This window comes from Aeromonas sp. s1(2024) (genome assembly GCF_040908005.1).
Classification (GTDB): domain Bacteria; phylum Pseudomonadota; class Gammaproteobacteria; order Enterobacterales; family Aeromonadaceae; genus Aeromonas; species Aeromonas caviae.
Window position 1 is genome coordinate 1 of record NZ_JBFOCW010000014.1, and the last position, 20,404, is coordinate 20,404.

Annotated in this window: 16 protein-coding genes; 8 read left to right on the forward strand and 8 right to left on the reverse strand. The window is 62.6% G+C overall.

The annotated features are described in order from the left end of the window. Window positions 1-254: 254 nt before the first annotated feature. The 5 genes from AB5Y70_RS03145 (at window position 255) to proX (ending at window position 5,049) form a co-directional block, all read left to right on the forward strand. Window positions 255-722 carry a threonine/serine exporter family protein gene (locus AB5Y70_RS03145; protein ID WP_010675437.1) on the forward strand — a complete coding sequence of 156 codons (468 nt, stop codon included), beginning with the start codon at window positions 255-257 and terminating at the stop codon, window positions 720-722. A 23-nt stretch (window positions 723-745) separates the two neighbouring features. After that, a complete protein-coding gene (gene folA, locus AB5Y70_RS03150) occupies window positions 746-1,237 on the forward strand; it encodes a type 3 dihydrofolate reductase (RefSeq protein ID WP_039040330.1) in 492 nt (163 codons plus the stop codon). A gap of 472 nt (window positions 1,238-1,709) precedes the next feature. Continuing rightward, entirely contained in the window at window positions 1,710-2,906 is a 1,197-nt protein-coding gene (gene proV, locus AB5Y70_RS03155) for a glycine betaine/L-proline ABC transporter ATP-binding protein ProV (protein WP_010675435.1), read from the forward strand. Continuing rightward, entirely contained in the window at window positions 2,903-4,051 is a 1,149-nt protein-coding gene (proW, locus tag AB5Y70_RS03160) for a glycine betaine/L-proline ABC transporter permease ProW (RefSeq protein WP_111896460.1), read from the forward strand. The genes proV and proW overlap by 4 nt, the downstream gene beginning before the upstream one ends. Further along, complete coding sequence (gene proX / locus AB5Y70_RS03165; protein WP_041212478.1) at window positions 4,048-5,049, forward strand: glycine betaine/L-proline ABC transporter substrate-binding protein ProX; 1,002 nt, start codon at window positions 4,048-4,050, stop codon at window positions 5,047-5,049. Before proW ends, proX begins: the two co-directional genes overlap by 4 nt. 93 nt (window positions 5,050-5,142) lie before the next feature. Here proX and AB5Y70_RS03170 read toward each other — a convergent pair whose 3' ends face one another. Genes AB5Y70_RS03170 through AB5Y70_RS03180 form a run of 3 tightly spaced genes read right to left on the reverse strand, consistent with a single transcriptional unit; the run spans window position 5,143 to window position 9,438 of the window. After that, entirely contained in the window at window positions 5,143-5,949 is an 807-nt protein-coding gene (locus AB5Y70_RS03170; protein ID WP_010675432.1) for a phosphoadenylyl-sulfate reductase, read from the reverse strand. Then, on the reverse strand, window positions 5,939-7,651 hold the full coding sequence (gene cysI / locus AB5Y70_RS03175) for an assimilatory sulfite reductase (NADPH) hemoprotein subunit (protein ID WP_043154273.1): 1,713 nt from the start codon (window positions 7,649-7,651) through the stop codon (window positions 5,939-5,941). The genes AB5Y70_RS03170 and cysI overlap by 11 nt, the downstream gene beginning before the upstream one ends. Beyond that, window positions 7,651-9,438 (reverse strand): assimilatory sulfite reductase (NADPH) flavoprotein subunit, encoded by a 1,788-nt coding sequence (locus tag AB5Y70_RS03180; protein WP_043154270.1) that lies wholly within the window; start codon window positions 9,436-9,438, stop codon window positions 7,651-7,653. Before AB5Y70_RS03180 ends, cysI begins: the two co-directional genes overlap by 1 nt. A 198-nt stretch (window positions 9,439-9,636) precedes the next feature. Here AB5Y70_RS03180 and AB5Y70_RS03185 point away from each other — a divergent pair, with 198 nt between their 5' ends. After that, the gene (locus AB5Y70_RS03185; protein WP_043154268.1) at window positions 9,637-10,434 is read left to right on the forward strand and encodes a PhzF family phenazine biosynthesis protein; all 798 of its coding nucleotides are present in this window, start codon (window positions 9,637-9,639) and stop codon (window positions 10,432-10,434) included. Window positions 10,435-10,565: 131 nt separating this feature from the next. On the opposite strand, the gene lysS is transcribed toward AB5Y70_RS03185, so the two are convergent. Together lysS and prfB are read right to left on the reverse strand one after the other, a co-directional pair. Then, window positions 10,566-12,044, reverse strand: coding sequence for a lysine--tRNA ligase (lysS, locus tag AB5Y70_RS03190; RefSeq protein WP_223937765.1), 1,479 nt, complete (start codon window positions 12,042-12,044; stop codon window positions 10,566-10,568). Between the two features lie 77 nt (window positions 12,045-12,121). Then, window positions 12,122-13,220 (reverse strand): peptide chain release factor 2 gene (gene prfB / locus AB5Y70_RS03195; protein WP_102948437.1). Its coding sequence is split into 2 segments (ribosomal slippage): window positions 12,122-13,144 and window positions 13,146-13,220, totalling 1,098 coding nucleotides; the frame shifts between segments, so codons are not numbered across the junction. Between the two features lie 252 nt (window positions 13,221-13,472). On the opposite strand from prfB, the gene AB5Y70_RS03200 reads away from it, so the two are divergent. After that, on the forward strand, window positions 13,473-15,344 hold the full coding sequence (locus AB5Y70_RS03200) for a methyl-accepting chemotaxis protein (RefSeq protein ID WP_049636568.1): 1,872 nt from the start codon (window positions 13,473-13,475) through the stop codon (window positions 15,342-15,344). 258 nt (window positions 15,345-15,602) lie between these two features. Here AB5Y70_RS03200 and gltS read toward each other — a convergent pair whose 3' ends face one another. Then, window positions 15,603-16,802 carry a sodium/glutamate symporter gene (gltS, locus tag AB5Y70_RS03205; protein ID WP_041212483.1) on the reverse strand — a complete coding sequence of 400 codons (1,200 nt, stop codon included), beginning with the start codon at window positions 16,800-16,802 and terminating at the stop codon, window positions 15,603-15,605. A gap of 489 nt (window positions 16,803-17,291) precedes the next feature. On the opposite strand from gltS, the gene ansA reads away from it, so the two are divergent. Next, on the forward strand, window positions 17,292-18,299 hold the full coding sequence (ansA, locus tag AB5Y70_RS03210) for an asparaginase (protein WP_043154264.1): 1,008 nt from the start codon (window positions 17,292-17,294) through the stop codon (window positions 18,297-18,299). 251 nt (window positions 18,300-18,550) lie between these two features. Here the strand turns inward: ansA and AB5Y70_RS03215 are convergent, their stop codons facing one another. Together AB5Y70_RS03215 and AB5Y70_RS03220 are read right to left on the reverse strand one after the other, a co-directional pair. Continuing rightward, window positions 18,551-18,844: a YeaC family protein gene (locus AB5Y70_RS03215; protein ID WP_010675423.1), complete on the reverse strand. Its 294-nt coding sequence runs from the start codon at window positions 18,842-18,844 to the stop codon at window positions 18,551-18,553. A 60-nt stretch (window positions 18,845-18,904) separates the two neighbouring features. Next, window positions 18,905-20,338 (reverse strand): glyceraldehyde-3-phosphate dehydrogenase, encoded by a 1,434-nt coding sequence (locus tag AB5Y70_RS03220; protein ID WP_043154263.1) that lies wholly within the window; start codon window positions 20,336-20,338, stop codon window positions 18,905-18,907. Between the last annotated feature and the right edge of the window lie 66 nt (window positions 20,339-20,404).

Consider the following 20,404-nt stretch of genomic DNA (forward strand, 5'->3'; position numbering starts at 1 on the left):
GGTGGAAAGTATGAAGATCTTTGACGTTGTATCGACCCTGTTGATCGGGGCAAACCGGCTATCCATCAGCGCGCGGAACCATATCGGGATCATGCTCGCCATGTCGGTGACCGGTATCTGGGGGTGGAAAGTATGAAGATCTTTGACGTTGTATCGACCCTGTTGATCGGGGCAAACCGGCTATCCATCAGCGCGCGGAACCATATCGGGATCATGCGCGCCATGTCGGTGACCGGTATCTGGGGGTGGAAGGTATGATGGAACTGCTCTGGCTGCTGGCCAAGGATGCCTTCTGGTCGGCCATTCCGGCGGTGGGCTTTGCCATGCTGTTCAACGTGCCGCCACGGATGCTCAAATATTGCGCCATGGGGGGCGCGCTGGCCCACAGCCTGCGTACCCTGCTCATCCACTACGGCATGCCCATCGAGTGGGCCACCCTGGCAGCGGCGACCACGGTCGGTTTTGTCTGTGTCTACTGGTCGCGCCGCCTGCTGGCACCGCGCCCGGTGTTCAGCGTCGCCTCCATCATCCCCATGATCCCGGGCAGCTATGCGTTCAAGACCATGATCGCCATCGTGGAGCTCAATATCTCCGGGGTGACCATGGAGCTGCTTCAGAGCGCGGTGGAGAACGGCCTCAAGGCGCTGTTTATCGTGGGGGCCCTGAGTTTCGGTTTGGCGATCCCCTCTCTGGTCGTGTACCGTAACCGCCCCATTATCTGACGACGGTGCGAGAGGTTGACCCCATGATGATTTCCATGATTGCCGCCATGGCCCAGGATAGGGTGATCGGCCTGGACAACCAGATGCCCTGGCACCTGCCGGCGGATCTGGCCCACTTCAAGCGGGTCACCCTGGGCAAGCCGGTGCTGATGGGGCGCAAGACCTTTGAATCCATCGGACGACCGCTGCCCGGGCGCCGCAACCTGGTGATCAGCCGCAACCCCGACTACCGGGCCGACGGCGTGGAGGTTATCGACTCGGTGGAGGCCGCACTGGCCCTGCTGGCGGATAGTGACGTCGCGGAGCTGATGGTGATCGGGGGCGGTCATCTCTACGGCCAGCTGCTGCCACGGGCCGACAGGCTCTATCTGACCCGCATCGATCTGGCGGTGGAGGGGGATACCCGTTTCCCGGCCTTCGACGAGGGCGACTGGTCGTGCATCGAGCGCGAGTTACATCAGCCTGACGAGAAGAATCCCCATCCCTACTGTTTCGAGACCTGGCAGCGGCGCTGAGCCCTCTGATGCCATGAAGAGCCCCTTGCGACAGCAGGGGGCTTTTTTGTGCCCTGTTGCTGCAAAGAGAAGGGGGCTGAACCGGCATGGTTGAAGGTGCCTGAAGCAATACCGGGATGCGTGACATCAAAATAGTTAGTTATGTAATGAATTGGCCATTCATTGCTCCGATGGGCGCAGTCATCCCCTTCCTCTCTTTTTGCCTGCTGCTAACGCCTTTTAATCATTAATGAAATGTGCTGAAAGTGCATCGATACTGTGGTAGCCCTGTCTGTTATAGGCGTTTTTATCGTGATTTAATGGATTTTTATGAATAAAAATAACTAATAAAAATCAATGGCTTAAATTTAATCTTTCCTGCTCAGCTTCAATTGGTTCTTTTGTTTGGGTGTGAAATTGCTTAGTGTTAAAAGTAATTGGCTCACGTTCGACGGTTTGCCAGGCAAGGCGTCGGCCAAGAAAAAAGGACAATATGACAGTCAAACTCGAGGTCAAATCCCTCTACAAAATCTTCGGCGATCAGCCGGATAAAGCGTTCAAATTGCTGGCGAAAGGGCATGATCGCGCCAGTATCCTGAAAAAGACCGGACAGACCCTGGGGGTCCAGGATGTCAATCTGGCCATCAACGAAGGGGAGATCTTCGTGGTGATGGGCCTCTCCGGTTCGGGCAAGTCCACCCTGGTGCGTCTCTTCAACCGGCTGATCGAGCCGACCCGCGGCCAGGTGCTGATCGATGGCGAGGACATCGCCGCCATCTCGGAGCGCGAGCTGCGCCGGGTGCGCCGCAAGAAGATCAGCATGGTATTCCAGTCCTTCGCCCTGATGCCGCACCTGAGTGTGCTGGAAAATACCGCCTTCGGGCTGGAGCTGGCCGGTGTACCGCTGGCGGAGCGCCAGCAGAGCGCCCGTCAGGCGCTCCATCAGGTGGGGCTGGGACAGTGGATAGAGGCTTATCCGGATGCCCTCTCCGGCGGCATGAAGCAGCGGGTCGGGCTGGCCCGGGCCCTTGCCAATGACCCCGACATCCTGCTGATGGACGAAGCTTTCTCCGCGCTGGATCCCCTGATCCGCACCGAGATGCAGGATGAGCTGCTCAAGCTGCAGGCCAGCCAGCAGCGCACCATCGTCTTCATCTCTCACGATCTGGACGAGGCGATGCGCATCGGCGATCGCATCGCCATCATGCAGGATGGCCAGCTGGTGCAAGTGGGCACCCCGGACGAGATCCTGAACCAGCCCGCCAACGACTATGTGCGCGCCTTCTTTCGCGGGGTGGATCTGGCCCATGTGTTCAGCGCCCGCGATGTGGCCAGCCGCAAGCAGGTGCCCCTCATCAAGAAACACACCACCGACGGGCCGGGCAACGCCCTGCGCCAGCTCAAGGAGCTTGAGCGGGAGTTCGGCTACGTGGTGGATCGCAGCCGCCGCTTCCTCGGGGTCGTCTCGGTGGAGTCGCTCGGTCAGGCGGTCAGGGCCAAAGGCAGCCTGGAGCAGGCGTTGCTGGCGGACATCCAGCCCATCCTGGCGGACACCGCCCTCAATGAACTGATCAGCCAGGTGGCGGCCGCCCCCTGTCAGGTGCCCGTGGTCGAGGAGGATGGCACTTACCTCGGCCTCATCTCCAAGGCCAATCTGCTCAACACCCTGGACAGGAGTACTCCGGCATGAAGCTGATGAATCCCCATTTGTTGCTGAGCGGGCTGCTGGCCCTGGTGCTGCTGGCGAGCCCTTCCCTGCGGGCCGATGAGGTGGCGGCAGATCCCTGGAGCGCGCCTGCGTCCACCGAGGTGTCCGATCCCTGGGGTAGTACCGACACCCAGGCCACCGACTGGCAGAACCAGATCGAAGCCGCCGACACCACAACCGCCATCGACTGGCTGGATCCTTTCCAGCAGGCGCTGGTGCCGCTGGATACCTGGGTGGAAGGGGGCATCGGCTGGCTGGTGGAGAACCTGCGGCCGCTGTTCCAGCTGATCCGCGCACCGGTGGAGCTGACCCTGAACGCCATGACCCATCTGCTGCAGACGGTGCCCTCCACCCTGATGATGGGGCTCCTGGCCATGCTTGCCTGGCAACTGGTGAACGGCCGCATGGCGCTCGGTACGCTCGCGTCTCTTGTGGGGATCGGGCTCATCGGGGCCTGGTCCGATGCCATGGTGACCCTGTCCCTGGTGCTGACCTCGCTGTTCTTCTGCGTGCTGCTGGGGTTGCCCACCGGCATCCTGCTGGCCCGCAGCGAGCGGCTCTCCACCTGGACCCGGCCGCTGCTGGATGCCATGCAGACCACCCCGGCGTTCGTCTACCTCATCCCCATCGTGATGCTGTTTGGCATCGGCAACGTGCCCGGGGTGGTGGTGACCGTCATCTTCGCCCTGCCGCCCATGATCCGGCTCACCATGCTGGGTATTCGCCAGGTGCCCACGGATCTGGTGGAGGCGGCCCACTCGTTCGGTGCCAGCCCCTCCCAGTTGCTGTTCAAGGTACAGCTGCCGCTCGCCATGCCCACCATCATGGCCGGGGTCAACCAGACCCTGATGCTGGCGCTCTCCATGGTGGTGATCGCCTCCATGATCGCGGTGGGGGGCCTCGGCCAGATGGTGCTGCGCGGCATCGGCCGGCTCGACATGGGGCTCGCCTCCATCGGCGGCCTCGGCATCGTGCTGCTGGCCATCGTGCTCGACCGCCTCACCCAGGCGATGGGGCAACCGGATCGCACCCGTACCGGCCGCTGGTATCAGCATGGGCCCGCCGCCCTGCTGCTGCGCCTGGCCGGCCGTGACAAGAAAATCGATTACAAAGGAGTAAACGCATGAGACAGACCACCAAAGGATTGACCCTGGGCACATTGCTGCTGAGTGCCCAACTGCTGAGCCCGCTCGCCATGGCCAGCGCCGAGTTGCCGGGGGAGGGGGTTCGCGTTCAGCCCTTGCAGAGCTCCTTGCCGGAAGAGGCCTTCCAGAGCCTGCTGGTGAGCAAGCTGATGGCGCGTCTGGGTTACGATGTCCAGCCCGCCCAGGAGGTGGACTACAACGTGGCTTATGCCTCGGTGGCCCAGGGAGACGGTACCTTCCTCGCGTTCAACTGGGTGCCGCTGCAGGACAACAAGTACGAGCAGGCGGGGGGCGACAAGGTGTTCTTCCGTGAGGGCACCTATGTGGCCGGTGCCGCCCAGGGGTACCTCATCGACAAGAAGACCGCGACCCAATACGGCATCACCAACCTGGGCCAGCTCAAGGATCCCGAGGTGGCGGCGCTGTTTGACGGGGATGGCGACGGCAAGGCCGACCTCATTGGTTGCAACCCCGGCTGGGGCTGTGAGGGGGCGATCAACCATCACCTCGATGCCTTTGGTCTGACCCCCACGGTGGCCCACAAGCAGGGCAACTACGCGGCGTTGATCGCCGATACCCTGGCTCGCTACCAGGCCGGCAAGCCGGTGCTCTATTACACCTGGACCCCCTACTGGCTCAGCAGCGAACTGGTGCCGGGCAAGGATGTGGTGTGGCTGGAAGTCCCCGCCGACGCCCCGGATGCGGCCAAGACCCGCTTGCCGAACGGCAAGAACTACGGCTTTGCGGTGAACACCATGCACATTGTTGCCAACAAGCGGTTTGCCGAAGCCAATCCGGCCGCCGCCAAGCTCTTCTCCATCGTCAAGCTGCCGCTGAATGACATCAACGTGCAGAACGGCCTGATGAACAAAGGGCAGAACAAGCCGGCGGACGTGGAGCGTCATGCCGACGCCTGGCTCAAGGGCCACGAGGCACTGGTGAACGACTGGCTGAATCAGGCGCGCGCCGCCGCCATGTAATGAGGGGGACGTCGCCCTTCTGCACAAAGAAAAACGCCCGGCAGTTGCCGGGCGTTTTTTTGTGGGCGCAGCACATGGCCGGGCCGCGGGGGATCAGATGCCGGAGCCGTCGCTCTCGCCACCTTCCTCATGCAGGCCGCACTCGCGCTTGAGGCCGAAGAAGCGGGTCTGCTCCTCGCTCATGCCGGGCTCCCACTTGGCGGTGGTGTGCACGTCGCCGACCGAGAGGTAACCCTGCTCCCACAAGGGGTGGTAGGGGAGGTCGAACTCCTTGAAGTAGTAGAAGACGTCCTTGTTGCTCCAGTCGATCACCGGCAGGAACTTGAAGCGGCCGCGCTGGATGGCCAGCACCGGCAGCTTGCCCCGGCTGCCGGACTGCTCACGGCGCAGGCCCGAGAACCAGGTGCGGGCACCCAGCTCGTTCAGGGCGCGGTCCATGGGCTCCACCTTGTTGAGCTGGTTGTAACGGGTGATCCCCTCCACCCCCTGCTCCCACAGGAGGCCGAAGCGGGCCTCCTGCCAGGCCGGGCTGAGTTCGGCCCGGTAGATCTTGAGGTTGAGCGCGAGACGCTCGGTCAGCTCGTCGATGAAACGGTAGGTCTCGGGGAAGAGATAACCGGTGTCGGTCAGCACCACGGGCACGTCGGCCCGCTCGCGGCTCACCAGGTGCAGCATGAGCGCCGCCTGGATACCGAAACTCGACGACAGCACATGCTCCCCCGGCAGGTTGGCCAGGGCCCAGCGCACCCGCTCGGGGGCGCTCATGGCGTCCAGCTCCCGGTTGAGGGGGGCCAGCGCCTCGACCTGTTCCTCCCGGCCCAGGGCCAGGAGGGCGTCGAGGTCGAGCCGGCCGTCGGCGGTGCGCGCCAGCCGGGCTGTATCAGTCTGTTCAGGCTGCATAGAAGTCCCTCGCGGAGTCGATAACCGGGGCGATGATGCCGGCGCGAATGACAAAATCGCCGAAGCACTCGTCCGGGTTGCGTTCGCTCGCCCAGCGGCCGATCAGGGCGTCCAGTTCGGCCAGGATCTGCGGCTCGGTGATGTTCTCCAGATGCAGGCGCGGGATGCGGGTCCCCTCGAGGTTGCCCCCCAGGTGCAGGTTGTAGCGACCCGGCGCCTTGCCCACCAGACCCACTTCCGCCAGCATGGCGCGGCCGCAGCCGTTGGGGCAGCCGGTGACCCGGAAGATGATGGCGTCATCCGCCAGGCCGTGCTTGGCCAGCAGCCCCTCGATGTCGGTGACGAAGGCAGGCAGCATGCGCTCGGCCTCGGCCATTGCCAGGGGGCAGGTGGGCAGGGCCACGCAGGCCATGGACTGCTTGCGCTGCTCGCTCACGCCGTCATCCAGCAGACCGTACTGGCGTGCCAGCGCCTCGATGCGAGCCTTCTCGCCGGCAGGCACGCCCGCGATGATGAGGTTCTGGTTGGCGGTGAGGCGGAAGTCCCCCTGATGCACCTTGGCGATCTCCAGCATGCCGGTCTTGAGGGGCTTGCCCGGGAAGTCCAGCAGGCGGCCGTTCTCGATAAACAGGGTCAGGTGGTGCTTGCCGTCGATCCCCTCCACCCAGCCGAAGCGATCGCCACGGCTGGTGAATTCATAGGGGTGAACCGGCCCGAACTGGATGCCGGCGCGGCTCTCCACCTCGGCCTTGAAGGCCTCGACCCCCACCCGTTCAAGGGTGTACTTGGTCTTGGCGTTCTTGCGGTTGACCCGGTTGCCCCAGTCGCGCTGGGTGCTGACCACGGCGGCCGCCACCTCCAGCACGTGGGAGAGCGGAATGAAGCCAAAGTCGCTCGCCTTGCGCGGGTAGGTGGTGGTGTCACCGTGGGTCATGGCCAGACCGCCCCCCACCAGCACGTTGAAGCCCACCAGCTTGCCGTGTTCGGCGATGGCCACGAAGTTGAGATCGTTGGCGTGGATGTCCACATCGTTATGGGGCGGGATCACCACGGTCGTCTTGAATTTGCGCGGCAGGTAGTTGGAGCCCAGGATCGGCTCCTCGTCACCCCCCAGCTTCTCGCCATCCAGCCAGATCTCCACGTAGGCGCGGGTCTTGGGCAGCAGGTGCTCGGAGATCTTCTTGGCCCACTCGTAGGCCTCCTGGTGCAACTCGGACTCCACCGGGTTGCTCGTGCAGAGCACGTTGCGGTTCACGTCCCCCGCGGTGGCGATGGAGTCGATACCTGTGCTGTTGAGGGTCTGGTGCATCAGCTTGATGTCGCGCTTCAGTACCCCGTGGAACTGGAAGGTCTGGCGGGTGGTCAGGCGGATGCTGCCGTACATGCTGTGTTCTTCGGCGAACTTGTCGATCACCTGCCACTGGGCCGGGGTGATGATGCCGCCGGGCAGGCGGGCGCGCAGCATGACGTTGTGCAGGGGCTCCAGCTTCTGGGCGGCGCGCTCCGGGCGGATGTCGCGGTCATCCTGCTGATACATGCCGTGGAAGCGGATCAGCTGGAAGTTGTCGCCGTTGAAGCCGCCGGTGAGCGGGTCCTGCAGATCTTCGGCGATGGTGCCGCGCAGGAAGTTGCTCTCGCGCTTGAGGCGTTCGTTGTCAGCCAGCGGCCCTTCGACCGGTCCCGGAATAAGTTGTTTGCTCATCAATAGACATCCCTTTGATAACGTTTGGCACGACGCAATTCGCTCAGATACTCTTCTGCTTCCTCACGGCTCTTGTGGCCGTGTTCCGCAATCACTTCCAGCAGGGCTTCCTGCACATCCTTCGCCATGTGGTTGGCGTCGCCACACACATAGAAGTGAGCGCCTGCTTCCAGCCACTGGTAGAGCTCAAGCCCTGCCTCGCGCAGGCGGTCCTGCACATAAATCTTGTTGGCCTGATCCCGGCTGAAGGCCAGGGAGATCTTGGACAGCAGGCCCGATTTCACATAACGCTGCCACTCCACCTGATAGAGGAAGTCCTGGGTGAAGTGGGGATTGCCGAAGAAGAGCCAGTTCTTGCCCTCTGCCCCCTGTGCTTCCCGCTCCTGCAGGAAGGCGCGGAACGGGGCAATGCCGGTGCCCGGGCCCACCATGATGACGGGGGTGTCGGGATTGGCGGGCAGGCGGAAGTTGTCGTTGTGCTCCACGAACACCCGGACCTCGGCATCTTCCGGCAGACGGTCCGCCAGATAGGAGGAGGCGCCGCCGCTTCGCACTGTGCCATCTTCTTGGCGGTAGCGCACCACGCCGACGGTCAGGTGCACCTCTTCTTCCACCTCGCTCTGGGCGGAGGCGATGGAGTAGAGGCGGGGGGTGAGGGGGCGCAGCAGTGCGATCAGTTGATCGGCACTCAAGGAAGCCGGGAAGCGTTTCAGTACGTCCACCACCTGGGCGCTGGCCACCAGGGCGTTGACCTGGGCCTTGTCACCGGCCAGATCTTTCAGCGCCGCGTTGTCCGTGATCTCGGCGAGGCCAGTGATCAGGCCCCCGTGCAACCGGGTCAGCTCGTAGTGACGGGTCAGCGCCTCGCGCAGGCTGCCATGGGGGGTAGCCTCGTCACCGGTCAGACCGGTCAGGGCCAGCACTTCCCCCACGAGATCGGCGTCGTTGTCGAACCAGATGCCGAGCGCATCCCCCGGTTGATAGGTGATGCCGGACTCTTCCAGGTTGATCTCGATGTGACGGATGTCCTTGGTGGAGTCGCGGCCGGTGATCTTCTGGTTCACCGAGAGTCTGGCGGGGAAGGGGTTCTCTTTGTTGTACTGGCTGTGGCCGACGGCGGCCTGTACCGAGCCCGCCACGCTGGCAGTCGCGGCGCCGGCAGAGAGGGTGGCGGCGACCGCCGCAACGGCCTGCTCGCCCCAGGCCTTGGCGGCATCCTGATAATCCACATCGAGGCTAGCTAGCTCATGGATGCGCTCGGCCCCTGCCTTGGCGAGGAAGCCATCGAAATCCTTGCCGGTCTGACAGAAGAACTCATAGGAGCTGTCACCCAGCCCCAGCACGGCAAACTTGAGGCCCTCGAGTTTGCCAATCTTGCCTTTTTTAAGCTGCTCGAACAGATCGACGGCGCTCTCGGGGGGCTCCCCCTCCCCGTAAGTGCTCACTACCACCAGCAGGTGGCTCTCTTTCTTGAGCTGCTTGGGTTTGTAGTCCGCCATGGAGGTGAGGGTCACCGGCAGGCCGCGGGCCTCGGCCTGGGCCTTGATGGCGCTGGCCACGCCCTTGGCATTCCCGGTCTGGGAGCCGTAGAGAATGGTCAGGCTGCCGCCGGGTGCCGCGACTTCTGCGCCTGCGCTCGCCACGGGCTGGACGCCCGCCTGGGAGAGGCCGTAGAGATAACCGCTGACCCAGGCCAGTTGCTGGGTATTGAGGGTGGTGAGAACTTGGTTGAGCTGGCGCTGCTGTTCGTCAGAGAGCGGGCTCAGGGTGGGGGCTGTCAATGGCATCACACATGTCTTCCATGGTCTGATTTTTGGTCAGGGTAAGGGGTGTAATGAATAACAACAAAGAATAAAAATATCTTCTTTATGCGATTTATGAATTTATAAAGCCAAAATCCATCTCAGCCCCGGGGGGCCCGTGATATAAAAATGGCCTTGCCGAGCCCCCTGTCCCGGTGATCTCTCATGCCCCAAGGAGCAACCATGTCCCGTCTCTATCATGTCAACGCCTTCAGCCATCACCCCTTCGGAGGCAACCCCGCCGTGGTGGTGCTGGGGGAAGCGCGGTCCGACGCCGAGCTGCAGGCCATGGCGGCGGAGTTCAACCTCTCTGAGAGCGCCTTTCTGACCCAACTGGGGGAGGGGCATTACGGGTTGCGCTGGTTCACTCCGCAAGTGGAGGTGGACTTGTGCGGCCATGGCACCCTGGCGGCGGCCCATGTGCTGTGGCAGACGGGGGAGGTGTCAGGGGAGCTCCCCATCCGCTTCGCGACCCGCAGCGGCGAGCTGGTGGCCAGGCGCGAAGAGAGCTGGATCTGGCTCGACTTCCCGCGTATCTATCTGGCTCCTCTTGAGCTGGATCCTGCCTATGGGGCGGCTCTTGGCTGCCAGCCGCTGCGCACACTGGCGGCCGGCGCCAAGTTCTTGCTGGAGCTGGCCAGCGAGGAGGCGGTCCGCGCGCTCACCCCCGATTTTCACGCCCTGCGGGCGCTGCCGGGCCGGGGGATCATGGTGACGGCGCCGTCGAGCCGGAAGGAGGACGACTTCGTCTCCCGCTATTTCGCCCCCTGGGTCGGAGTGGACGAGGATCCGGTAACCGGCTCCAACCACTGCGCCCTGGTGCCCTTCTGGGCCGAGCGGCTCGGCAAACGGCAATTGCGGGCCCGCCAGATCTCGGCCCGGGGCGGGGATCTCAGGCTGGAATTGCAGGAGGAGCGAGTGCTGATGGCGGGCCGGGCACTGACCCTGTGGCAGGGGGAGTGGCTGCTGCCGCCGGCCTGATAAGCGGCAAGTTGGTGGCGTATTGAAGGTTCGCCACCGGTTGTGTCCGTCATAAAAAACGCCCCGCAATTGCGGGGCGTTTTGATTGCCATGGACGGCAGCGTTTTGCTGCGGCCCTGTTTCTTCGGCGCTTACTTTTGTGGACGCAAGGCCGGGAACAGGATGACGTCGCGGATGGTGTGGCTGTTGGTGAACAGCATCACCAGACGGTCGATACCGATACCCTGACCGGCGGTCGGCGGCAGACCGTGTTCCAGCGCGGTGACGAAGTCGGCGTCGTAGAACATGGCTTCGTCGTCCCCTGCGGCTTTCTGGTCAACCTGGGCCTGGAAGCGCTCGGCCTGATCTTCCGCATCGTTCAGCTCGGAGAAGCCGTTGGCCAGCTCGCGGCCGCCGATGAAGAACTCGAAGCGGTCGGTGACGTCCGGGTTCTGGTCGTTGCGACGGGCCAGCGGGGAGACGGCGGCCGGGTACTCGGTGATGAAGGTCGGTTGCAGCAGCATGTGTTCCACGGTCTCTTCGAAGATCGCGGTGATCACGTGGCCCAGCTCCCAGCTCTTCATCAGCTCGATCTTCAGACCCTTGGCGACGGCGGTGGCCTTCTCAAGAGTGGCCAGATCGTCACGGGTCACACCCGGGTTGTACTTCAGGATGGAGTCGACCATGGAGAGGCGCTGGAACGGCTGACCGAAATCGATGGTCAGGCCCTCTTCGCCCTCTTTGGCGTAACGGATCTTGGTGTCGCCCAGGATGTCCTGTGCCAGGGTGCGCAGCATCTCTTCGGTGAGATCCATCAGATCGATGTAATCGGCGTAGGCCATATAGAACTCGAGCATGGTGAACTCGGGGTTATGGCGAACGGAGATGCCTTCGTTGCGGAAGTTGCGGTTGATTTCGTAGACACGCTCGAAACCACCGACCACCAGACGCTTCAGATAGAGTTCCGGAGCGATACGCAGGTACATGTCGATGTCCAGCGCATTGTGATGGGTGATGAAGGGACGTGCGGAAGCGCCACCCGGGATGACTTGCATCATGGGGGTTTCCACTTCCATGAAGCGCTTGTCGTTCAGGAACTTGCGAATGCCGGCCACCACCTTGGTGCGGGTCACGAAGGTCTTGCGGGACTCTTCGTTGGCGATCAGGTCCAGGTAACGCTGGCGGCAGCGGGCTTCCTGGTCGGTCAGACCCTTGTGCTTCTCGGGCAGCGGGCGCAGGGCCTTGGTCAGCAGGCGAATGGTGGAGACGTGTACGGAGAGCTCACCGGCGTTGGTGCGGAACAGGGTGCCCTCGACACCGACGATGTCACCCAGATCCCACTTCTTGAACTGCTCGTTGTAGAAGCCTTCCGGCAGGTCGTCACGGGTCACGTAGATCTGGATCTTGCCAGCCATGTCCTGCAGGGTCGCGAAAGATGCCTTGCCCATGATCCGGCGGGTCATGATGCGACCGGCAATCTTCACCTGTTTACCCAGGGCGACCAGCTCGTCATTGCTCTTGTCGCCGAATTCGGCATGCAGATCGCCGGAGAGGCTGTCACGACGGAAATCGTTGGGGAAGGGGTTGCCCTGGGCGCGCAAGGCGGCCAGCTTGGAGCGACGCTCAAGCATCTCGTTGTTCAGTTCGAGAGTCTGGTCGACTTCCGGGGTGGTGGTTTGTTCAGACATGGTGATTCCTGCTGCTCTGTTTACAGGCCTGATTTCAGGCTGGCTTCGATAAACTTGTCCAAGTCGCCGTCGAGTACCGATTGGGTATTGCGGGTTTCGACGCCGGTGCGCAGATCCTTGATACGGGAATCATCCAGTACGTAGGAGCGGATCTGGCTGCCCCAGCCGATGTCGGACTTGGTCTCTTCGAGGGCTTGCTTCTCAGCGTTCTGCTTTTGAATTTCCAGCTCGTAGAGCTTGGCCTTCAACTGCTTCATACACTGATCTTTGTTCTTGTGCTGGGAACGGTCGTTCTGGCACTGCACCACCACGCCGGTCGGCACGTGGGTGATACGCACCGCGGACTCGGTCCGGTTGACGTGCTGACCACCGGCACCGGAGGCGCGGTAGACGTCGATGCGAAGATCAGCCGGGTTGATCTCGATCTCGATGTCATCATCGATCTCGGGGTAGACGAACACGGAGCAGAACGAGGTGTGGCGACGGCCGCCGGAATCGAACGGCGACTTGCGTACCAGGCGGTGCACGCCGGTCTCGGTGCGCAGCCAGCCGAAGGCATACTCGCCGGTGAACTTGATGGTGGCGGACTTGATGCCGGCCACGTCGCCCTCGGAGCATTCGATGAGCTCGGGCTTGTAGCCGTGGGCATCGCCCCAGCGCAGGTACATGCGCAGCACCATGTTGGCCCAGTCCTGGGCCTCGGTGCCACCGGAACCGGACTGGATGTCGATGTAGCAGTCGGAACCGTCGTGCTGACCGGAGAACATGCGACGGAACTCGAGATCCACCAGCTTGGCCTCCAGCTCGTCCGCTTCGACCACGGCTTCGTTGAAGGTCTCTTCGTCTTCGCCTTCGACGGCCAGGCTGACCAGCATCTCGACGTCATCGACGCCCTGGGTCAGGGTATCGATGGTGCTGACGACGTTCTCCAGGGAGACGCGCTCCTTGCCCAGCGCCTGTGCGCGCTCGGGTTCGTTCCAGACATCCGGCTGTTCCAGCTCGGCATTGACCTCTTCTAGACGCTCTTTCTTGGCGTCATAGTCAAAGGTACCCCCTAAGCAGCTCGGTCCTCTCAGACAGCTCCTTAAGCTTGTTTAATACAGGATTGACTTCAAACATCGTGAAAACTCTCGGGGTCGATGTGATTTAAAAACGGGATATTCTAGCCAATTGCAGAAGGAATAAACAGGGTTGGCTGGCCCCGCTCTTTTTCCTGCTCCAATTTTCCGCAGCATTTTTAAAATTTCCGCGTAAAATATCGTCACTCACGCCATTCTCCGCTTCAGTTTTGCGCGGATTGGCCGCTAACAACACACAGTGCCACGCACTCCCGATTGATCCTGTTCCCGACCCCCACAAGAAGAAAACACGATGAAAAACCTATCACTCAAGCAGAAGATACTGTTGTCTGTGGTCATCGCCTTGTCACTGGTGATCCTGCTGCTCTCCTGGCAGAGCTACACCAGCCAGAAGTCCATGCTGCTGCAAGGCAGTCAGGAACAGGTGCAACGCCTTGGCAGCCAGCAGGCCGCCAGCGTCAGCGACTGGCTCGCGGCCCGTCGTGACGTTATCCAGGCCCTTGGCAACAAGGCCGGTGCCGAGCCCCTCAACGCCCTGCAACAGGCCCAGGTGTCCGGCCGTTTCCAGCTCACCTATTTTGGTGAGGGCAGCGGCAAGATGAACGACTCCGACCCCTCCATCAACCGCGACGGTTACGATCCCCGCTCCCGTGGCTGGTATCAGGAAGCCATGGCCAAGGGCGGCATGATCGTCACCAAACCCTACCTCGACGTGGCCTACAACATTCTGGTGGTGACCCTGGCCCAGCCGGCCCAGGGCGGCGTGGTGGGGGGTGATCTCTCCATCGCCTCCCTGGTGGATGACATCACCAAGATGAAGCTGCCGGCGGACGGCTTCGCCATCCTGATGCACAAGGATGGCACCGTCATCGCCTACAAGGATGCGGCCAAGGCGATGAAGCCGGCCAGCGAGATCGACAACGATCTGACCAATGCCCTGATCGAGCAGAGCAAGGCGAGCAACAGCCTGGTGCCTGCTTTCTTCGACAGCGAGGGGCGTGACAAGCTGCTGTGGGCGACGGACATTCCGGACACCGACTGGGAGCTGGTGCTGGTACTGGACAAGAGCACCCTGGAGGCGCCGCTCTCCTCCCTGCTGATGACCCAGCTCGGCCTGGCCCTGCTGGTGCTGGTGGGCAGCATCCTGGCCATCTCCTGGCTGGTCAGCCTGCTGCTCGGTCCCCTCACCAAGGTGTCCCAGGCCCTGGCCCGCATCGCCGACGGTAACGGCGATCTGACCCAGCGCATCAAGATCGACGCCAATGACGAAGTGGGCCAGCTCGCCGGCAGCTTCAACCGCTTCGTGGGCAGCCAGCATCAGCTCATCGCCAACATCCGTCAGCTTGCCAACGAGCTGAACGCCGATGCCGAACGCAGTCTGGTGACCAACCAGGCCGCGGTGGAAGAGCTGCAACGCCAGCAACAGGAGGTGACCATGGTCGCCACCGCCGTCACTGAGATGGCGAGTGCCACCATGGAGATCGCGGGCAACGCCGAGAACACCGCTGCCGCCGCCCAGCAATCTGCCCAGAGCAGTGAACAGGGCAAGATCCTGGTGAACCAGACTCGCCAGTCCATCAACAACCTGGCCGAGGAAGTGGGGCAGGCGACCGGCGTCATCGGTGAACTGAGCCGTCACGCTCAGGCCATCTCCGGCATCCTCTCCACCATCCAGGGCATCGCCGAGCAGACCAACCTGCTGGCGCTGAACGCGGCCATCGAAGCGGCCCGCGCCGGCGAACAGGGTCGCGGTTTCGCCGTGGTGGCGGACGAGGTGCGGGTGTTGTCGCGCCGTACCCAGGATTCCACTCAGGAGATCCAGTCCACTATCGAAACCCTGCAACAGACCACGGCCCGCGCGGTGAGCCTGATGCAGACCAGCCAGGGGCTGGCGGACAACAGCGTGAAGGATGCCGACGCTGCCGCTGCGGCCCTGGAGGAGATCACCCAGGCCGTCAGCCTCATCTCCGACATGGCGGGCCAGATCGCCACCGCCGCCGAGGAGCAGACCCAGGTGACCGGTGAAATCACCCAGAACACCACCGCCATCAAGGATGTGAGCGACGAGATCACCGCTTCCGCCATGCGCGACCTGGATCAGGCACACAACCTCAAGGGGCGTGCCACCAACCTGAACCAGCAGGTGTCGACCTTTATTTTGTAAGGAAGGTCAGGCCGCAATTTGAACCAGCTGGTGTTGGCCTTCATTCTGTAAGGAAAGGTCAGGCCGCAGTCCTACCGTGGCGTCAGTAAAAAGCCCCGCACCTTGGTGCGGGGCTTTTTGTTGCCTGCCGTCGGCCCCTTGGTGGGGCTCGGCGGCACCGTCGTGGCAGCGTAACCCGTGGTGCCCAAGCGTCCAGGGACCGGCAAGCAAAGAGCCCACCGCAAGGTGGGCTCTTTCATACGGGGCCTGCGCCCGGGATCACAGGAAGGGCAGGGCCAGGAACAGCTTGATCACCACTGCGTTGATGATGTCGATGAAGAAGGCACCGACCATGGGCACCACCAGGAAAGCCAGGTGGGAGGGGCCGAAGCGCTGGGTGATGGCCTGCATGTTGGCAATGGCAGTGGGGGTGGCGCCGAGGCCGAAGCCGCAGTGACCCGCCGCCAGCACGGCTGCATCATAGTTGCGCCCCATGACCCGGAAGGTGACGAAGATGGCGTAGAGCGCCATGGCCACCGTCTGAACGGCCAGCAGGATGAAGATGGGCAGGGCCAGGCTTGCCAGCTCCCACAACCTGAGGCTCATCAGCGCCATGGCGAGGAAGAGCGACAGACTGACGTTGCCGAGCAGGGAGACCTCGCGGTCGCTCACTTCGTGCCAGTTGAGCAGGGTGAGCAGGTTGCGCAGCAGCACGCCGACAAACAGCACGCAGACGAAGATCGGCAACTCGAAGACGCCGCCCTTGAGATAGAGGGCCAGCATTTCGCCCCCTTTCAGGCTGATGGCGATGAGTGCCAGGGTCTCGATCAGGCTGAAGGTGGTGAGCGGGCGCTCCATGTCCGGCATTTCGAAGCCCTGGGGGGCGCCGTCACGGTTGTGCTCCTCACCGGGCACCTGCACCTTCTTCACCAGATAACGGGCCACCGGGCCGCCGATGAGGCCTCCCAGCACCAGGCCGAAGGTGGCACAGGCAATCGCCAGCTCGGCGGCGGATTGCACGCCGTACTTCTCGGTGAAGATGGAGCCCCAGGCCGCCCCGGTGCCGTGGCCGCCGGAGAGGGTGATGGAGCCGGCCAGCAGCCCCATGTGGGGATCCAGCCCCAGCAGGGTGGCCAGACCCACCCCCAGGCTGTTTTGCACCAGCAGCAGGCCGGTGACCACCAGCAGGAAGGTGGCCACCGCCTTGCCGCCGCGCTTGAGGCTGCCCAGATCGGCGGAGAGGCCGATGGAGGCGAAGAAGGTCAGCATCAGGGCCGTCTGCAGGCTGGTATCAAATTGCAGTTCGATCTGCAGGGTGGAACGCAGCACCAGCAGCACCAGGGCAACCACCAGGCCACCGGCCACGGGTTTGGGGATGTTGAAAGTGCGCAGGGGTCCTATCTTGTTGACCAGCAGGCGGCCAAGCAGCAGCACCAGGGTCGCGGCGACCAGGGTGGCGTAGGCATCAAGTTGTAGCATTCAGTGCTCCCATGTTGATCGGCTGTGTCTTTGGCGAGAAAGATTCACGGATCCAGCCGGGATGAAACAGAGTGGCAAACGCGCCAGTGACAGAGGGGCCGCAGCCCCGTCCCTCTGCAAAAGAGGGGGTCGACACGAGCCCGTGTTCGTCGGGCGTCCAGATGAGATTTGTGAAAAATCCGCCGAATACTAGCAAAAAACACCAAGTACATCCACATATGTCACATTAATGATTAAAACACGGTGTTAACATGGCATTTAAAACTGCCTCGCCGAGTGTGCTCCGGATCGCAACAATGCTGCTGCGGCTGTCATTTGCAGCGGCACTCTTTATAATTCGCCCGGTTCCGCCCCCGCGGGAGGACACAGACCCTCAAGAGGTCTGCTGATGACCGATATTGAGCCCGCCCGCACCATCTGAAGGACGGGGGCTGTATTGGTTGAGCCCTGTTTGATTTGCCGGTTTCCAGTCCAGAGAGAGGAGAGGGTGTGAAGAAGTCCATCTACATTGCCTACACAGGCGGCACCATAGGGATGCAGCGTTCCGACCACGGTTATGTACCGATGGCGGGCTTCATGGAGGACTGTCTGGCACGGATGCCCGAGTTCCATCGACCGGAAATGCCCGATTACCATATCCACGAATATGCCCCCCTCATCGACTCTTCCGACATGACGCCGGCAGACTGGCAGCGCATCGCCGAGGATATCAAGAGCAACTACGACAAGTACGACGGTTTCGTCATTCTGCACGGCACCGACACCATGTCGTTCACCGCGTCTGCGCTCTCCTTCATGCTCGAAGATCTGCACAAGCCGGTCATCATCACCGGCTCCCAGATCCCCCTGGCCGAGCTGCGCTCGGACGGTCAGCAGAACCTGCTCAACGCCCTCTACATCGCGGCCAACTACCCGATCCACGAGGTGACGCTCTTCTTCAACAATCAGCTCTATCGCGGCAACCGCAGCAAGAAGGTGCATGCCGACGGCTTCCACGCCTTCGACTCGCCCAACTACCCGCCCCTGCTCAATGCCGGTATCGCCATCTCCCTGGAGGCAGGTGAGCTGGGCGTGCCGTGCGATCGCCCCCTGGTGCTGCACGACATCACCCCCCAGCCCATCGGGGTGGTGACCCTCTATCCGGGGATCTCGGCGGAGGTGATAGCGAACATCCTGCAACAGCCGGTGCGTGCGCTGATCCTGCTCTCTTTCGGGGTGGGCAATGCGCCCCAGAACCCGGCCATGCTGGCGCTGCTCTCCGAGGCATCTGCCCGGGGCGTCATCATCGTCAACCTGAGCCAGTGCCTGCACGGCAAGGTCAACATGGGGGGCTATGCCACCGGCAACGCCCTCTCCCGTGCGGGAGTCATCTCGGGCTTTGACATGACCGCCGAGGCGGCGCTCACCAAGCTGCACTTCCTGCTGAGCCAGGATCTGCCGGCGCCGCGCATCCGCGAGCTGATGCAGCAGTCCCTGCGGGGTGAACTGACCCCCTGACTTTCCCTCTCACCCTAACCCTCTCACAGCGGGAGAGGGGATAGATCGAGGTGGCGAGGTTTGCCATGAAGATCGCCGGCAGGTGGCCCGCTGACTGCTCGCAGGTGCGTGCCAGCTCCCTTCTCCCCTGGTGGGAGAAGGGCCGGGGATGAGGGGGATGAGTCATCCTGCATAGAGAGGAAAAAAAGAGGGGAGCCATTATGGCTCCCCTCTTTCGTTTCGTTACCGCGATAGGTGACGTGCGGCCTGCCTCAGTGGCTAAGGTCGACCCGCACTATCTCTTCCTCATCGCGATACTGGCGCTTGAGCTCGCTCTTGCTCTTCATCACGATCTCGCCGTCACGGCCGATGTTCATGTGCTCGGGGTTCTCAAGGTGCATCGCCTGCCAGGCCATCACGGCCTGCAGGGAGGTGGCCTTCTGCTCCTCGGTGAGGGGCTTGCCATCCGGCCATTTGCCGAGCTCGACCGCAGTCTTGAGCCGCTCGTACACCTCTTTGGGCATCTGCGCTATCGCTTGTTGAAACGTCACTTGCTGAGACGACATCCGGCCTCTCCTTGAAAATTGAGCCATGAACATGGGTTCCGGCGGGCAGATCCTGTCGGACTATACCGGTAGATCCTGGCGGACTACGCCAGCCATCTGCTCCATCACCCGCACGACCTGACAACTGTACCCGAACTCGTTGTCATACCACACGTAGAGCACGCAGTGATCCCCCTCGGCGATGGTGGCCTGGGAGTCGACGATGCCCGCAAAACGGGAGCCCACCATGTCGGAGGAGACCAGCTCGGTGCTGGCGCTGAAGTCGATCTGGCGATGCAGGGCCGAGCTCAGCGCCATCTGCTGTAGATAGGCGTTGAGGCTCTCCCGATCGGTGGTCTGTTCCAGCGACAGGTTGATGATGGCCAAGGACACGTTGGGTGTGGGCACCCGGATGGCGTTGCCGGTCAACTTGCCCTTGAGCTCCGGCAGCGCCTTGGCCACCGCCTTGGCGGCGCCGGTGCTGGTCATCACCATGTTGAGGGCTGCGCTGCGACCGCGGCGCTCGCCTTTGTGATAGTTGTCGATGAGGTTCTGATCGTTGGTGTAGGAGTGGACCGTCTCCACGTGGCCGTGGCGGATGCCGTACTTGTCCTGCATCACCTTGAGCACCGGGGTGATGGCGTTGGTGGTGCAGGAGGCGGCGGAGACTATCTTGTCATCCGGACCTATCACCTCGTGGTTGACCCCGAACACCACGTTCTTCATCTCCCCCTTGCCGGGGGCGGTCAGCAGTACCCGGGCGGCGCCGCGGGCCTTGAGGTGCTCGGACAGGCCCGCCTCGTCACGCCAGACGCCGGTGTTGTCAACGATCAGCGCATTGTCGATGCCGTAGGCGGTGTAGTCGATGTCGGCCGGGCTGTTGGCGTAGATCACCTGGATGAAGGTGCCATTGGCGATGATGGCGCTGCGTTCCACATCCACCTCGATGGAGCCGTTGAAGGGGCCGTGCACCGAATCGCGGCGCAGCAGGCTGGCACGTTTCTCCAGATCCCCGTCGCGACCGCCGCGCACCACGATGGCGCGCAGGCGCAGGGAGTTGGCGGCGCCGGTGCGCTCGATGAGCAGACGGGCCAGCAGACGGCCGATGCGGCCGAAGCCGTAGAGCACCACGTCGGTCGGGGCGGGCACGGCACTGCGGTTCAGGGCCGGTGCCAGCTTGGCGCGCAGATAGTCCTCGATGCCGGCTTCATCCTGGTGATCCTGCCAGTAGCCCACGGCCAGTTTGCCGAGATCGACTTCGGCGGCGGTGGGGTTCAGGGCGACGATGGCGCGCAGGAGAGGGAAGCTTTGCTGGATGGGCAGCGGGGTGCCCTGGTGGCGGCGAACGACCCGGTGGGCCTTGAGGATATCGATGGTGGAGGCGTTTTGCAGCGGGCGTCCGTAGAGGGTGATCTCTATCCCTTGCTGTCGGTAGAGGCGACCTATCAAGGGTTGCATGGCTTCGGCGAGCTCCTGGCTCTCCTGCCACGCCTGCAAGTAGTGCTCGTGGGTCATTAACCAGATCCTTTTATTTCACGTTGTTGAAGCAAGTTGCCTGGGCAAATTGAAATTCGTCGAAGG

Bases quoted from the DNA above. Each gene is read 5' to 3' on its own strand.
- proW (WP_111896460.1), top strand. From the start codon at position 2,903: ATGAAGCTGATGAATCCCCATTTGTTGCTGAGCGGGCTGCTGGCCCTG.
- AB5Y70_RS03220 (WP_043154263.1), bottom strand. From the start codon at position 20,338: ATGACCCACGAGCACTACTTGCAGGCGTGGCAGGAGAGCCAGGAGCTC.
- cysI (WP_043154273.1), bottom strand. From the start codon at position 7,651: ATGAGCAAACAACTTATTCCGGGACCGGTCGAAGGGCCGCTGGCTGAC.
- folA (WP_039040330.1), top strand. From the start codon at position 746: ATGATGATTTCCATGATTGCCGCCATGGCCCAGGATAGGGTGATCGGC.
- AB5Y70_RS03215 (WP_010675423.1), bottom strand. From the start codon at position 18,844: ATGTCGTCTCAGCAAGTGACGTTTCAACAAGCGATAGCGCAGATGCCC.
- gltS (WP_041212483.1), bottom strand. From the start codon at position 16,802: ATGCTACAACTTGATGCCTACGCCACCCTGGTCGCCGCGACCCTGGTG.
- AB5Y70_RS03180 (WP_043154270.1), bottom strand. From the start codon at position 9,438: ATGCCATTGACAGCCCCCACCCTGAGCCCGCTCTCTGACGAACAGCAG.
- proV (WP_010675435.1), top strand. From the start codon at position 1,710: ATGACAGTCAAACTCGAGGTCAAATCCCTCTACAAAATCTTCGGCGAT.
- AB5Y70_RS03200 (WP_049636568.1), top strand. From the start codon at position 13,473: ATGAAAAACCTATCACTCAAGCAGAAGATACTGTTGTCTGTGGTCATC.
- lysS (WP_223937765.1), bottom strand. From the start codon at position 12,044: ATGCTTGAGCGTCGCTCCAAGCTGGCCGCCTTGCGCGCCCAGGGCAAC.
- proX (WP_041212478.1), top strand. From the start codon at position 4,048: ATGAGACAGACCACCAAAGGATTGACCCTGGGCACATTGCTGCTGAGT.
- AB5Y70_RS03145 (WP_010675437.1), top strand. From the start codon at position 255: ATGATGGAACTGCTCTGGCTGCTGGCCAAGGATGCCTTCTGGTCGGCC.
- AB5Y70_RS03185 (WP_043154268.1), top strand. From the start codon at position 9,637: ATGTCCCGTCTCTATCATGTCAACGCCTTCAGCCATCACCCCTTCGGA.
- AB5Y70_RS03170 (WP_010675432.1), bottom strand. From the start codon at position 5,949: ATGCAGCCTGAACAGACTGATACAGCCCGGCTGGCGCGCACCGCCGAC.